Below are 13,097 nucleotides of genomic sequence, written 5' to 3' on the forward strand. Positions count from 1 at the left end.
TATGTCTTTTTCAATCCAAAAATTCTATGATAGTTGTATCAACTATAAAGGATGTCGCTATTGATGAAAGAAAGTGAAGAACGAAGCAGTAATATTGATGAACAGAAAGCCAGAATCCGGCAAAGATACAAAGGTATTGATCCAGAAGAACTGGAAGTAATTCCGGCACTTCCACCAGAGGATATTTTTAAAACAGAAAAAAAACTACGAGTAGCTGTATATGCAAGGGTATCTACGGATGATCCACGCCAAACATCCTCATATGAATTACAGAAAAATCATTATCAGGATGTAGTAAATAAAAATCCGAATTGGATGCTTGTCGAAATATATGCCGACGAAGGCATTTCAGGCACTTCGCTTCAACATAGAGATGCATTCAAAAAAATGATTGAAGATTGTGAAGCCGGAAAAATTGATTTAATCATAACAAAAAGTGTATCCCGATTTGCAAGAAACGTTGTTGACTGTATCCGATATGTACGAGAGCTTTCTTCACTCCGTCCACCCGTCGGTGTATTTTTTGAAACAGAGCATTTAAATACTCTTGATCCCAAAAGCGAAATGATTCTGTCATTCATGTCAACACTTGCACAGGAAGAAAGTCATACCAAAAGTGAAATTATGAATTCTTCCATTGAAATGCGTTTTCGTCGGGGAATATTCCTTACACCTCCTCTGCTCGGATATGACCAAGACGAAAATGGAGATCTTGTAATCAATCCACATGAAGCTAAAATTGTGCAGCTTATTTTTTATATGTATCTGAATGGAAGCAGTACTCAACAAATTGCTGATTCTTTGACAGAACTCGGTTGTAAAACAAAAAAGAATAATGATGTCTGGTCATCCAGTACCATACTACAAATCCTTCAAAATGAACGCCATTGTGGAGATGTTCTGGCGAGAAAAACATGGACTCCTAATTATCTTGACCATAAATCAAGGAAAAACAATCAAGACCGTAATCAATACAGAAAAGTCGGACATCACGAAGCTATTATCTCCCGAGATGATTTCATAGCTGTTCAAAAATTAATTACAAATGCGAAATATGGAAATAAAGAGATTTTACCAGAATTACATGTGATACAAGAAGGCTCTCTAAGTGGATTTATAAGCATTAATCCAAGATGGTCTGGATTTAAAGCTAGAGACTACTTTGAAGCATCTCAAAGCGTCCTTAAACCGGCAAATATGAATGTACCTGATACAATTACTGCTTCCGCCGGTTCCTTCGATTTAAGAGACTATGAAGTTGCCAGAGGACAATTTTTCTCCTCTGTTGGTCGGATTTCTGTTTCTTTTTCATATAAACAGATCTCTTTTAACAAAGATGCTATACGGAAATTTCCAAACATAAAATTTGTCGAACTGCTAATACACCCAAGCTCAAAACTACTTGCTATCCGACCATGTTCCTCTGAAACAAAAAATAAAGTGCAGTGGTCACGTCTCAAAGATGGTCAACTTATTCCAAAACCAATTTCCGGCGCTGCATTTTTGCCAACATTATACGAGATATTTAAATGGGACAAAAAATGCAAATATAGAATATTAGGAGTTGCCCACCAAAAAGGCAATGAAAATGTCCTTATTTTCAACATGGACGATACAGAAATACGAATACCGACAAGTACCAACGACGTATCCGCCCCCAATAACAACATGCCTGATACAATATCTGATTCTAAGAGTGTGTTAGCTTATCCTGCCGACTGGATGAATAGCTTCGGTAATAATTACTATACTCAGTCTCAAGCGCCAGAATTAACAGAATTTACAGCAGACAAAAACTGGCAGACTGCTTCAGAAAGTAAACCTTATAAAGAACCCGAGCTACAAACCACTCCCAAAGAAACCATTATACAAAATATAAAGAATATTATTACAGAAATTAAAGGAGACACCCAATGAGCGAGCAACCTATAAATCAATGGAATATGACTACAGAACCTTCTGATATGATGAAAATCAACACACCTATGCCAATAACAGTCGCGCCCAGCCCCTCAAATCAAATGGAAGTCATTGACGATGATTCTTTCAGCTATGACGGTTATCAAGTTGTACGTGGCGAATTCTTCGCTCATATTTACGAACCTTCGTTTACGTTTAATAACTACAAGGTATCTGTAAATACCGCCTGCATAAAAAAACTACCCGATGTCGAATATGTGCAAATATTAGTCAATCCCATTGAAAAAAAACTGGCTGTCCGTCCCTGTCGAGAAGAAGAAAAAGACTCTTTTCGTTGGTGTTCCTCTGGAAAAAAGCGTTCGCCAAAACAAATCACCTGTCGAATTTTCTTTGCTAAAGTGATATCTCTCATGGACTGGAATCCTAATTATCGGTACAAGATTCTCGGCAAACTAATTCGTTCTGGCAATGAAATACTGTTCATTTTCGATTTAACTTCACCTGAAATATTTCCTCGTACTCTAAAAGACAATGGAACTGTAACCACTGCTAGGACACCTTCTTATCCTGAAGAATGGAAGAATCAGTTCGGTATTCCAGTGGAAGAACATCAAAAATCAATGCAAGTCAATATATTTGAAGGCTACGCAGTATTTGACATACAAGAAAAGAAGAAGGCAACTGATAAATCCATAGAAAAAGCAAAAGAACCATCAACAGCAGAAAGTGAGGAAAAATCCTATGAACAACAAACACTCTTCCCATCCACTAATATGTATTGACTTTAAAAAGAATCGTATACGAATCCACCGCAATACACTCCGTCAAATTGGTAACCCAGAATATATTCAACTTCTTGTTAATCCTGATCAAAAAATGATAGGTATAAAGGCTAGTTGTGCGGAGGATAAATTGGCACATAAAGTTAAGGATTATTTTGTCATCAATGGTAACAGTTATGAATTGTACAGCCGAGAATTACTATATTCACTTTCCCAACTTAACCTTTCTTGGGAGAAATTTAACATTTTTCGTTTAGAAGGCAATATTTACCCAGATAAAAAAATAGCTCTATTTTCCATGGATAACATCATCACAAAACTGCCACAAACAGAATTCAAATCAGAAATAATGGGAGATGAGTATGCGCAATTATAGTATATATACATTAAAAACAAAACTAGAATTCACCAATTTGTATCAATATCTCAGTGAAAAAGATTATAAACAACTTGAACAACAGATATTATGTCATTCCTATCACACCCCCATCTGCACATGGAATGGTATTGTCATTAATGGTATAGAAGCATATGAATTATTTCGTAAACACAGTATTCCTTTCCGAATAAAAAGACTCCATTTTTCCAGTAAAGAAGATGTAATTTCATGGATATGTACTGACCAACTTAAACGAGAGGATTTAACCAATATCAATAAAAAATACCTGATTGGGAAAAAATATGATGCTGAAAAAATTATAGTTTCAAGACAACTTTCATCTACGAATAAATCTCATATTTCCGGTGCAAGCATCGCAGCAAAAAAAATATCCGAAGAATGTAATGTAGCAATGGCTACCGTTTACAAATATTCTGCTTACAGTAGTGCACTAGATATAATTGATGAAAAAGTTCCGGATTTTGTCAAACGAGTTCGTTCTGGTCAACTCTGGATTTCCCAAGCTAATATTATTGAGCTTTCAGGATTACCAAAAGAGCAACTTTTAAGTCTAAATAACTACCTTCTTGCCGAAAAGATAGAACATCTCAGTTATCATGATATGAAAAGGGAATTACTATGGAATAATTACGCCAAACCGATGTTAAGGAAAGAATCTTCCGTTTCTATTCCTTCAATACGCAACCTGCCACAATTTGATCCAGATGCGGAAATTGCAAGTCTTACATTGACGATTCCCTCGTGGAACAGTTCTATCGAAAGAGTATTAAAAGTTTCAGATTTTAAAATTGCATCTGATACAGCAAAATATAAGCTTAAATATCAGCTTATGTGTCTAATATCAACCACAAATAATATTTTAAAAAAATTGGAGGAAATATAATTATGGATGGAAATACCGAAGATTTACAAAAGTTTGTTCCCCAAGTGCATTTTGAGCAAATACCTATTAAAAATTTATGTTCAAATCAAGATTATCAACGTAATCTTTCCATCAAACACGTTCAGCGTGCTGCAGCTAATTTTGATCTTTATCAGATAAACCCTGTAAAAGTAAGTAGACGTGATGGGATAAATTATGTGTTCAACGGACAACACACTATAGAGATTGTTGCTCTCGTCTCTGGATCAAGAGAAACTCCTGTCTGGTGTATGGTTTATGATGATCTTGTTTACACCCAAGAAGCAGATATTTTTGCAAATCAGATGAAATATGTCAAATCGTTATTACCTTATGAAATATTCATGGCTAATATTGAAGCTGGTAATGATAGAGAACTTATTATTCGTGACCTTGTTGAATCATATGATCTCACTATTACTTCTTCCTCTCGCCCCGGAGGTATATGTGCTGTATCCACTTTAATTAATATCTATGAAAAATATGGTTTTCACACTCTTGATCGTGTTTTACGCCTTTGTGTTGCCACATGGGAAGGTGCGCCTATGTCCTTTAGTTCCAATATGCTTAATGCTATTGCCCGTCTGGATAATGCTTATGGAGAAACAATGAAAGATGACACCTTCAAAGAAAAAGTTGGGCGTGTCTCTGTCAGAGAAATCAGTCGTACTGCCAGAGAACGTCGTGCCGGTTCATTAGGATTCGCAGAAGCTCTTTTACTAGAATACAATAAAAAATCCAAGTATTCACTTCCTTTTGAGAAATTATACACTCATAAAACACCCAAAAAAAGAGAACCATCAACTGAAGATGAATCCGGTCAAAGTTCCACTCCAGAAGGTCAGTTAGATTTATTTTCTACGGATCAAGAGAATACTCAGGCTCTGCCAAACGAATAGCGCAGAGCCTTCAGCCTTTAATTCTATCCATACTTTCAAAAGAACACCCTGCTTTAAGGCTCTCTTTCATGCAATCACTATTTTATCTTATCCCAAATTCATCAACCGCTCCATCCGCCACCTTATATATGAATACCCATTCCAAATATTTGCTTTTACCGGATACTCTTTCCTGTAAACAAATACAGTGTGATATTTAACAAAATGTATTCTACACCAATTATGTATATCTTTCATATATATGTTATTTATACCATTCATCCACTGTTCTAAAGCCCATATGTCTTTATCTGACACTAACTCCATTATGAACAGTACATTATAATATTGAATGACACCTACTCTCTTCCTTTCCTCTATTAACCTTTTACACAATAACCTATACTTAATGTTCATATCGTTCCTATGCCCCTCCCTCTAATCTATATTTTCCATCCTTATATACGTTATATATATAATTATTATATAGTACATATAAGTGCCTGCAGCATATCCATTGCTTCTCCTCCACGTACTTCGCCCACAATGATTCGTGATGGTCTCATTCGAAGGGCAGTCCGGATAAGATCCCGGATGCTTACAGGAGGTGCACCGTTAACACTTGCCGGTCTTGCTTCAAGGCGGACCAGATTATCGATCCCCTGAATTTTTAATTCGGCATTGTCCTCAATTGTGATGATCCGCTCATCCTTGGGTATGTATTCAGACAACGCCCCCAGGAAAGTGGTCTTCCCACATCCGGTTCCGCCTCCGATTACAATGGAATATCGGGCTTCCACCAGTTTTTCCAGAAACCTGGCACATTCTGGCGTTATGCTCCCCAGCTCGATCAGCCGCTCCATGGTGATCGGCTTGTCCGGAAAACGCCGGATTGTCAGGATAGGTCCATTTAAGGCAACTGGCGCAGCGACCACATTTACTCTGGAACCATTCTCCAGTCTGGCATCCACGATCGGACTGGATTCATTTACAATACGATTGCATTTTCCTACGATCTGCTGAATCACATCCTCCAGCTTCTCCTGATCAGTAAAAGATTTCTTCCATCTTGTGAGCTTTCCTTTCCGTTCTACAAAAATGGCATCAGGGCCATTTACCATAATTTCAGTCACAGTTTCGTCTTCGATCAGCTCCTGCAGCACATCCAGTTTTCGTACAGAATAAAATAATTCCTGGCGAAGCTGTACCTTTTCTTTCAAGCTTACTCCAGATTCACGCAAAGTATTTACAATGAGCTCATCAATGGTTTCCAAAATCTCCTGGTCGGTAAGCTCCCGGTAAACATCCAGCTTTTCCATAAGCATTTTTCTCAGTTTACGAAATATTTCCTGGCTCATTCCTTTTCCTTTCTCAAAATCTCTCTCACATAATCTCCAAGTTCACTCCACAATAGTCCCTCAATGTAATTTTCCGGTGGGGTATTTCCTCCATGAAATGGCGGACGTACCTTTACGGTTCTGGTAAGGATCTGAGGATAGTCCCAGATTCTTACCAGATTTTCAAACTGGGAAATCTTTGAGACGGATACCGGATCAGACAATACAGGCATATATATCCGCTGGCACATATCCAGCATTTGAAATGTGCCGTCTATTGCCCCTCCCATATCCAGGATCACCACCTCATAATTGCTGTGAAGCATGATCTCCTGCAGCAGTTTTTCCCAGTCCTCCCATTCAGTTCCGCGTATATCTTCTGGTGTACGCACTGGTGGAATGTAATCCAGATTACTGATGGTCTGTATCATGCTGTTCATCTTATAGATCAGGTTTCCATTTTCCTGGCGTACAAAATAAAGAAGATCGCTTAAATTCTGAGCAAAGCCCTTCCCCATCATTTCTTCAAAGCCAGAATATTCTTCCAGGTTGAGATACAGCACAGCCCGGTCTCTTGCCAGGATCTGCCCCAAAGTAAGGGCAAAAGAAGTTTTCAAGCAGCGTCCTAAAGGAGAATATACAGCATAAATCTCTGTGGTCTTTTTCAGTACAGGAAAGACTACCGGCGCAACTGCCTTCTCTGCTCCATAACACGCCATTACTTCCCGGACTACATTGGAAGAAGCCTGATATTTATAAACGCTTGGATAACGGTCCAGTTCCGGAGGGTGCACGCCTTCCGAAAGTATAACAATTTTACCAATTTTTAACTCCTGCACCTGACGGCACATAGCCTTCTGGGAAATCAACAGCAACTCAATCCGGTTAACTTTCCCATAGGCGATCAGACTCTCCACATTTGTAAACGCCTGGATTTCAAAGGGAATGTTTTTCTTCTGGTTCAGATAGTCCATAAAGTTCAGGGCATAATCCACTTCAAGATCGCAGACTGCAAAAATGTTCTTCAATAGACACCTCCTGCATAGAGCAATGCACTTAGAAATATAGGAACTGTGAAATGAAAGTTTTCTGGCGGCATGCCGCTTTTGTAATAGGGTTCTCTTTTTCCTGTTTTAAGATAACCACAAAGGTAACGTAGTAAATAAAGGATTCGCTGGCTGAAAATGCCGCTTGAAACCATAAGAGCTGCTGATAGAACTGCTCCGATCAGAAAAGAATAAAACATGCAATTTAGGATTTTCACAGGTCCCATCAGGCTTCCAAGCACGCTTAGAAGCTTGATATCACCGGCCCCCAGCATTCTGAAAAGGAACAAAACCCCCAGAAGCAATACGGGAATCAGCAGACCGCAGATCCAGTTTCCCAGACTGCCCAAATCCTTTTCCCATAGGCGTGTACACAAGCTGATCAGCATGCAGAACAAGAGCCAGCCATTGTCTACCTTCGTCCTTTGAACATCCATCAGGACGGCACATCCCGCTGCTATGGCAGGGAATATTCTGTAAAAAAGCATAGATGGATCCATCCCTTCTTTGATGTAGAGTTTATCCGTAACAGGAGGGTATCCTTCGTATTTTCGCGTAGAAAAGTTCTACTATTTTATCTTTCGTAGAATAGGGAATTGTCAATCCGAAAGGATGACGTTCGATACCAGATGACTTCTGGTGAGTCTTATTATAGGTTCTCCATTTCCATTTGTCCAGTCCTTTTTTCAAAAATATGTAAAAAAACTATAAACCCTTTTGAAAAAAGAGTATAATCAATATTATAAAAAATCGTTTCTATACAGAATCAAGAAGAAGGGGAAATTATGACAATATTAACATGTCTGGGTGACAGCATCACAGACTGTGATCACTGCTTTACTGCGGATTTTCTTGGGAATGGCTATGTGCAGATGCTGTCCAAGCGTTTTGAAAAGGAAGGAATTCCATGTCAGGTACGTAACTATGGTACAGACGGCTTCACTGTAAACAGGCTTTTGCAAAGGATAAAATGCGAAAATGATTTTTCCAGTAATATTATAACAATTTTGATTGGGATCAACGATATTAGTATGATGGCCGATACTTACACACCCAAGGAACAACAATCTAAAATGCTCATTTCCTTTAAGCAGCACTATACAGAACTTTTAACAATATTAACAAAATCTACCTCACATATTATTTTAATGGAGCCTTTTCTTTTTTCCTGGCCAGCCTTTTATGAAACATGGCTTCCACTTCTTTCTGACATGTGGAAGATCATAAAGGAACTTGCGGAAAGCTTTCAGTTGCCCTACGTTTCTTTCCACGAGAAATTAAATGAAGAGGCACGCCGCTATGGATATGCTTCAGTTACCATCGACGGGATCCATCTTACCGAACAGGGACAAAAATTTATTGCTGACAAATTATATCCATTGCTGCTTCCATATTGCGGGAATGATTTTTCAAACAGGCTCTAGAGCATACAGATTGCAGGAATGCTTTTGGGGCAGGCTCTGATGTAGTTGCATTTCCCACATTAATTATGTATAATTACGTTTAAATTCTAAGCAAAAGAAGGGTTTTCAATGGATAAAATAATCAAAGAAATCGAAGATATGTCATTAAATGCCTGGCCCTCCCACAAAATGGAGCTTTATGATGGGTGGATCCTCCGTTTTTCCTATTTCTATACACACCGAACCAATAGCGTCGAACAATTTGGAACCTCTACCCTCTCCTGGAGAGAAAAGGTTTCTTTTTGTGAAGCAGAGTATGCACGCCTGGGAAGTCCGGCTATTTTCAAGATCAGCCCTCTGGTCTCCCCTGACTTTGATTACCTTTTGGAAAACCGTAACTATGAAATCCAGCATACCACCAATGTTATGGCTGCTTCCTTAGATGGAACAGATCTTTCTGCTCCATGTGATCTGGTAACACTTACAGATGACATTCCTGATATCTGGATTGAAAGTCTCTTTGATCTGAAGGGAACTATTAATCCCGTTCACCGTGCGGTAGTTCCTTCCATGTATCACGCCATTGTGAAAGATACGGTATGTGCTTCTATCTGGAATAATGGAAAAATTATTGCCACGGGGCTTGGAATCCTGGATCGTAATTATATTGGGCTTTATGCCATTCATGTCCGTGAAGATTTCCGCCACAAGGGATATGCCCGCCAAATCTGTACTGCACTTCTGAAGGAGGGCAAAAAGAAGGGGGCAACCAAGGCTTATCTCCAAGTGGTTGAAGGGAATACGCCGGCCCGCAATCTTTATGAATCCCTGGGACTTCATTATGTTTATACATATTGGTTCCGGGTACAGACGCATATGGACTAAATCCTGTCCTAAAAAGCTTCCAGTAAAAAAGACTGTGAATCCAGTTTGTAAAATTACAAGTGGTTCGCAGTCTTTTTATTGGGGAATCGTATTTTATAGATTTATGAACTAGAGCGTGTCTGAAAAAGGCTTTCTACAAGATGTGCATCACAATTTGTGGAAGATGTTTCCAGGATGAATACGCCGCAGCGGGCTACGGCAACCGAATTCAGGCAAAATACAGCACAAAGTGGGGCGTGCAGATTGCGGGAATGATTTTGGGGCACGCTCTAACCAGTCTTATCTTTATTACGTCACATTATTCAATTTTCATTATTTATTTTATATATGCCACCGTTCTTATACGGTCTTCTTCTCCAGCTTCGCTGGTCTTACATTTCCAACGACCATACCTGTAAGTGGGCTGAAATAAAGAAGGCTTGTAATCACACAATAGATTGGAGTCATAATTGCGAACTGCACAAGGCGTCCTGGCATAATTGCATAGAAGTTTGCTCCGATCATTACCAGTCCGGCAGTCGTAAATCCAAGAGTACCAACCACACCAGAAATTACAATTCCAGCGCACATGATCGCTGTTTTTACTTTTCTGCTCTTCTCAGCCATCAGCTTGCCTGCTACTCCGGCAACAACGCCCCAGGTCACAGCAGATAATGTGATCAGCGGATTAACACCATAGCCTTTCATAAAACATCCGATAATATCGGCAACTGCACCTTCCACCCCACCTGCTACAGGTCCCATCCAGAGACCAGCTAATACGGTAGCAATGGTTCCAAGTGTAATACGGTATACACCAAGATCAATTACCAGGATACGGGATAATACAAGCTGGATTGCAACCAACAGCGCCAGAAATACAAGAGTCTTGACACTCCATGTCTGTTTGTTTTTATGCATAAAAAAAACACCTCCATAATGATTAAAATAACAGAGTAGTTACCATAAATAATAATCCCTCCACATTATGAGATGTTCTCACATGTAGCAACGGGTGCGGAAAATATATCGTAAGCAGTCCTGCTGCTTTTCGTTTCACGGCGACTCCCCAGCCAATGAACACTTAACGCATAAATTCCTACTTCGCTATTATTTATTTAAGCTGATTATAGCACAAAATATGGAAATTTCAATATGTATTTGTTATAATATTCACATTGAAGAATTGTAAGGTTCCTGTTCGTTGTAATCGTGTGTATACTCTTTCCTTTTTCGCATACTCTAAGAATATCTCCCCTTATGTGGGATAAATATCAAATAAAAGGAGTATCTGTATGAGTATAAGATCAAAACAGTCATCGTCTTCCCGGGAACAGTCGCTTCTTCAAAACCCTTATAATATTTTTTATGACAATTACCTGAATACAAACGCCACAACAGAATGTACAGGACTTGGCTATCGTATGCCTGATAATCTGGAGGAATGGGATGCATACCGGCAGGTTTTTGATTTTCTTCCTGTACCATTTCTGAATTCGGAGGATATAAACCAATCATGAAGAAATTCGCAAAGCTACTTCTTAGTTCCTGTGTGCTGCTCTCTCTGTCTGGATGTACGGCTGGCGACCTGATTGCCAGCTATACGTCTTCCCAGTCAGACACTAGTACTGCACAGGAAGCTTCAGATACCCCAAAACAGCGGGTTTATATGGATGAAGTCAAGGGAACCCTCCAGGACTTCACTGGTGCTACGCTCACTATGGCAAGCCAGGAGCAGACCTATGTCTTTGATGTTTCAGAGGCAACTCTGGAATGTGAAGATGGCATGATCACAGGAGACGAAATCAGCGTGATTTACGAAGGGCAGCTGTCCAATGACGATACCAGCACCGTAAAAGCATTAAAAGTAGTGGATGACTTTCACAAAAAGAATCAGCTGGAAGACAGAAAGGCTTACGGAGAAGTCCAGAGCCTGACTCCAAACACCATAACGATTAAAAATAAAAAAGGCAAAACAGCGACCTACCCCATTACCGGAACGGAACAATACTACCAGAACGGTATCCACGCCGGGGTATGGATATACATTCATTTTAAGGGAAAATTTGCTTCCAATCAGGATGGGCAGGGTTCTTCCCTTAATGCCAGCCACTTGAAAGTACTTAGTATTTCAGATATTGATCCTCTGACACTTCCAGATCCAACACCAACACCTGATCCTGCAGAGGAGTCTGCTGATGAATCAGGAAAAGAGCAACAGCTACATGCAGTAGTTCAGAATATCTCTTCCAATATTCTGACTATCCAGCCCACAGGAGCAGATACTTCCCAGAGTTCACTGAATATAGACCTCTCCCAGATTCCCTCTTACTTCAAGGGAGGAACAGCACCAGGCTCCTATGTAACCATCAATTATAAGGGACAATATCAGGGAAATTCACTGGAAGGCGTTACGATCATCTCTGTTACCGGAGATGATCCAGATTCCCTTGCCACCCGCAATCTTTCCTATACCGTCAGCGGCACGATCATTGGACATACTGCTAATACCGTCACTCTTCAGACTGGTGACGGAGCAACTATTACCTGTTTTACAGAAGGCGCAAAGGATACTTCGACCAGCAGCATGGAAGCTGGTGCTGGTATTCGTATTACCTTTGATCCTACCAAATCCAAGGAATCTAATATCTATACTTCCATTAAGATTCAGGACGCCTGAAAGTGTCCTGAATCTTTTTTTCTCCAGCCCTCAGCCAGCAGCATACCTGATCTGATTCTCCCAGAATATCCACAAAAGCCTGATATTCATCTAGCAGACCAGTTCCATGGGGAACCATATAAGCACCCGCGTCACTGCCAAGAGCCACTTTTACCTTATATCTCCATGCCAGCTGCAGGTTCTTTTGCGCAAGTTCTATAATTGGCTTAAGAGTCTCCACCTCATATCGTCCACACCCCCAGAGATTACGTATTGTCACAAGAGTTGGAACCCATACGGTATCACTATCCGCCAGCATTTTAATTGTTTCTTCATCAATATAATTGCCATGTTCCACGGAATCCACACCGGCTTCCACCGCTGTCTGTACCCCGTAAATGCCATTGGTATGACTCATAACTGCCATCCCCTCTTCATGGGCAATGTGTACCATTTCCAGAACCGCTTTCTGCTCCAGAGGTGTACCAGTGACCTGACCGTGATTGTTAAAATCCAGAAGGCCCGTTGTCATGATTTTAATAAAATCTGCCCCCTGCTTTTTCGCAGTCTTCACCAGATCATAATATTCCTTCATATCATCGAACCCTTTTCCCACAATAGCTCCATAATGGCCATTTTTGTGGATTGCAAAAACCGGTGTCCGATAATCAATTCCATATTCTGCTGCCAGATCCCTGGCCCTTCTGGATACGCCTAAAGCGTCCCCACCATCTCTTACAAAGGTAATTCCCAGCTTCTGATACGCCTTCAGATGCTCTCGGATTACCATATCATTTATACTATCTTTATGAATGGAAATCGCTTCTTTATAGTTCACTCCATCCATAATGATATGCGCATGACATTCTCCAAATATTTCTTTCATATTTCAGCTGGATTGCTTCCT

15 protein-coding genes and 1 riboswitch are annotated in these 13,097 nt (G+C 39.9%); of the genes, 9 read left to right on the forward strand and 6 right to left on the reverse strand.

Annotated elements, in window-relative coordinates; genetic code table 11:
• The first annotated feature begins 63 nt into the window (after positions 1-63).
• The 5 genes from LIQ05_RS05875 to LIQ05_RS05895 are packed head-to-tail and all read left to right on the forward strand — an operon-like array spanning position 64 to position 4,902.
• A complete protein-coding gene (locus tag LIQ05_RS05875; protein ID WP_055145187.1) occupies positions 64-1,917 on the forward strand; it encodes a recombinase family protein in 1,854 nt (617 codons plus the stop codon).
• Positions 1,914-2,702 carry a hypothetical protein gene (locus LIQ05_RS05880; protein WP_055145192.1) on the forward strand — a complete coding sequence of 263 codons (789 nt, stop codon included), beginning with the start codon at positions 1,914-1,916 and terminating at the stop codon, positions 2,700-2,702. Before LIQ05_RS05875 ends, LIQ05_RS05880 begins: the two co-directional genes overlap by 4 nt.
• Complete coding sequence (locus LIQ05_RS05885) at positions 2,662-3,078, forward strand: hypothetical protein (RefSeq protein WP_044999283.1); 417 nt, start codon at positions 2,662-2,664, stop codon at positions 3,076-3,078. Before LIQ05_RS05880 ends, LIQ05_RS05885 begins: the two co-directional genes overlap by 41 nt.
• Positions 3,065-3,985, forward strand: a complete 921-nt coding sequence (locus LIQ05_RS05890) for a hypothetical protein (RefSeq protein ID WP_055145197.1) — start codon at positions 3,065-3,067, stop codon at positions 3,983-3,985. The genes LIQ05_RS05885 and LIQ05_RS05890 overlap by 14 nt, the downstream gene beginning before the upstream one ends.
• Before the next feature lie 2 nt (positions 3,986-3,987).
• Positions 3,988-4,902 (forward strand): DUF6551 family protein, encoded by a 915-nt coding sequence (locus tag LIQ05_RS05895; protein ID WP_055155695.1) that lies wholly within the window; start codon positions 3,988-3,990, stop codon positions 4,900-4,902.
• Positions 4,903-5,363: 461 nt separating this feature from the next.
• Here LIQ05_RS05895 and LIQ05_RS05900 read toward each other — a convergent pair whose 3' ends face one another.
• Genes LIQ05_RS05900 through LIQ05_RS05910 form a run of 3 tightly spaced genes read right to left on the reverse strand, consistent with a single transcriptional unit; the run spans position 5,364 to position 7,752 of the window.
• On the reverse strand, positions 5,364-6,239 hold the full coding sequence (locus tag LIQ05_RS05900) for a CpaF family protein (RefSeq protein WP_318289490.1): 876 nt from the start codon (positions 6,237-6,239) through the stop codon (positions 5,364-5,366).
• Positions 6,236-7,246 carry a hypothetical protein gene (locus tag LIQ05_RS05905; RefSeq protein ID WP_226819363.1) on the reverse strand — a complete coding sequence of 337 codons (1,011 nt, stop codon included), beginning with the start codon at positions 7,244-7,246 and terminating at the stop codon, positions 6,236-6,238. The genes LIQ05_RS05900 and LIQ05_RS05905 overlap by 4 nt, the downstream gene beginning before the upstream one ends.
• Positions 7,243-7,752, reverse strand: a complete 510-nt coding sequence (locus LIQ05_RS05910) for a prepilin peptidase (RefSeq protein ID WP_226819365.1) — start codon at positions 7,750-7,752, stop codon at positions 7,243-7,245. The genes LIQ05_RS05905 and LIQ05_RS05910 overlap by 4 nt, the downstream gene beginning before the upstream one ends.
• Positions 7,753-8,049: 297 nt before the next feature.
• Between LIQ05_RS05910 and LIQ05_RS05915 the strand changes: the two genes are divergently transcribed.
• Together LIQ05_RS05915 and LIQ05_RS05920 are read left to right on the forward strand one after the other, a co-directional pair.
• Entirely contained in the window at positions 8,050-8,688 is a 639-nt protein-coding gene (locus LIQ05_RS05915; RefSeq protein ID WP_226819367.1) for an SGNH/GDSL hydrolase family protein, read from the forward strand.
• A 108-nt stretch (positions 8,689-8,796) separates the two neighbouring features.
• The gene (locus tag LIQ05_RS05920) at positions 8,797-9,552 is read left to right on the forward strand and encodes a GNAT family N-acetyltransferase (protein ID WP_226819369.1); all 756 of its coding nucleotides are present in this window, start codon (positions 8,797-8,799) and stop codon (positions 9,550-9,552) included.
• A gap of 101 nt (positions 9,553-9,653) precedes the next feature.
• Here the strand turns inward: LIQ05_RS05920 and LIQ05_RS20255 are convergent, their stop codons facing one another.
• Together LIQ05_RS20255 and LIQ05_RS05925 are read right to left on the reverse strand one after the other, a co-directional pair.
• Positions 9,654-9,818, reverse strand: coding sequence for a DUF6783 domain-containing protein (locus LIQ05_RS20255; RefSeq protein WP_416385978.1), 165 nt, complete (start codon positions 9,816-9,818; stop codon positions 9,654-9,656).
• A 73-nt stretch (positions 9,819-9,891) separates the two neighbouring features.
• Positions 9,892-10,452: a folate family ECF transporter S component gene (locus tag LIQ05_RS05925; protein WP_226819372.1), complete on the reverse strand. Its 561-nt coding sequence runs from the start codon at positions 10,450-10,452 to the stop codon at positions 9,892-9,894.
• An 86-nt stretch (positions 10,453-10,538) separates the two neighbouring features.
• Positions 10,539-10,640: riboswitch (THF riboswitch) on the reverse strand.
• A 186-nt stretch (positions 10,641-10,826) separates the two neighbouring features.
• Between LIQ05_RS05925 and LIQ05_RS05930 the strand changes: the two genes are divergently transcribed.
• Positions 10,827-11,051: a hypothetical protein gene (locus tag LIQ05_RS05930; protein WP_226819374.1), complete on the forward strand. Its 225-nt coding sequence runs from the start codon at positions 10,827-10,829 to the stop codon at positions 11,049-11,051.
• Positions 11,048-12,211: a hypothetical protein gene (locus tag LIQ05_RS05935; RefSeq protein ID WP_226819376.1), complete on the forward strand. Its 1,164-nt coding sequence runs from the start codon at positions 11,048-11,050 to the stop codon at positions 12,209-12,211. The genes LIQ05_RS05930 and LIQ05_RS05935 overlap by 4 nt, the downstream gene beginning before the upstream one ends.
• On the opposite strand, the gene LIQ05_RS05940 is transcribed toward LIQ05_RS05935, so the two are convergent.
• Complete coding sequence (locus LIQ05_RS05940) at positions 12,192-13,076, reverse strand: amidohydrolase family protein (protein ID WP_264292725.1); 885 nt, start codon at positions 13,074-13,076, stop codon at positions 12,192-12,194. The two genes, LIQ05_RS05935 and LIQ05_RS05940, sit on opposite strands and share 20 nt — an antisense overlap.
• Positions 13,077-13,097: the final 21 nt, after the last annotated feature.

It is taken from the genome of Blautia glucerasea (assembly GCF_020537505.1).
In the GTDB taxonomy this organism is placed as follows: domain Bacteria; phylum Bacillota; class Clostridia; order Lachnospirales; family Lachnospiraceae; genus Blautia_A.

Bases quoted from the DNA above. Each gene is read 5' to 3' on its own strand.
- LIQ05_RS05875 (WP_055145187.1), top strand. From the start codon at position 64: ATGAAAGAAAGTGAAGAACGAAGCAGTAATATTGATGAACAGAAAGCC.
- LIQ05_RS05880 (WP_055145192.1), top strand. From the start codon at position 1,914: ATGAGCGAGCAACCTATAAATCAATGGAATATGACTACAGAACCTTCT.
- LIQ05_RS05885 (WP_044999283.1), top strand. From the start codon at position 2,662: ATGAACAACAAACACTCTTCCCATCCACTAATATGTATTGACTTTAAA.
- LIQ05_RS05890 (WP_055145197.1), top strand. From the start codon at position 3,065: ATGCGCAATTATAGTATATATACATTAAAAACAAAACTAGAATTCACC.
- LIQ05_RS05895 (WP_055155695.1), top strand. From the start codon at position 3,988: ATGGATGGAAATACCGAAGATTTACAAAAGTTTGTTCCCCAAGTGCAT.
- LIQ05_RS05900 (WP_318289490.1), bottom strand. From the start codon at position 6,239: ATGAGCCAGGAAATATTTCGTAAACTGAGAAAAATGCTTATGGAAAAG.
- LIQ05_RS05910 (WP_226819365.1), bottom strand. From the start codon at position 7,752: ATGCTTTTTTACAGAATATTCCCTGCCATAGCAGCGGGATGTGCCGTC.
- LIQ05_RS05915 (WP_226819367.1), top strand. From the start codon at position 8,050: ATGACAATATTAACATGTCTGGGTGACAGCATCACAGACTGTGATCAC.
- LIQ05_RS05920 (WP_226819369.1), top strand. From the start codon at position 8,797: ATGGATAAAATAATCAAAGAAATCGAAGATATGTCATTAAATGCCTGG.
- LIQ05_RS05925 (WP_226819372.1), bottom strand. From the start codon at position 10,452: ATGCATAAAAACAAACAGACATGGAGTGTCAAGACTCTTGTATTTCTG.
- LIQ05_RS05930 (WP_226819374.1), top strand. From the start codon at position 10,827: ATGAGTATAAGATCAAAACAGTCATCGTCTTCCCGGGAACAGTCGCTT.
- LIQ05_RS05935 (WP_226819376.1), top strand. From the start codon at position 11,048: ATGAAGAAATTCGCAAAGCTACTTCTTAGTTCCTGTGTGCTGCTCTCT.
- LIQ05_RS05940 (WP_264292725.1), bottom strand. From the start codon at position 13,076: ATGAAAGAAATATTTGGAGAATGTCATGCGCATATCATTATGGATGGA.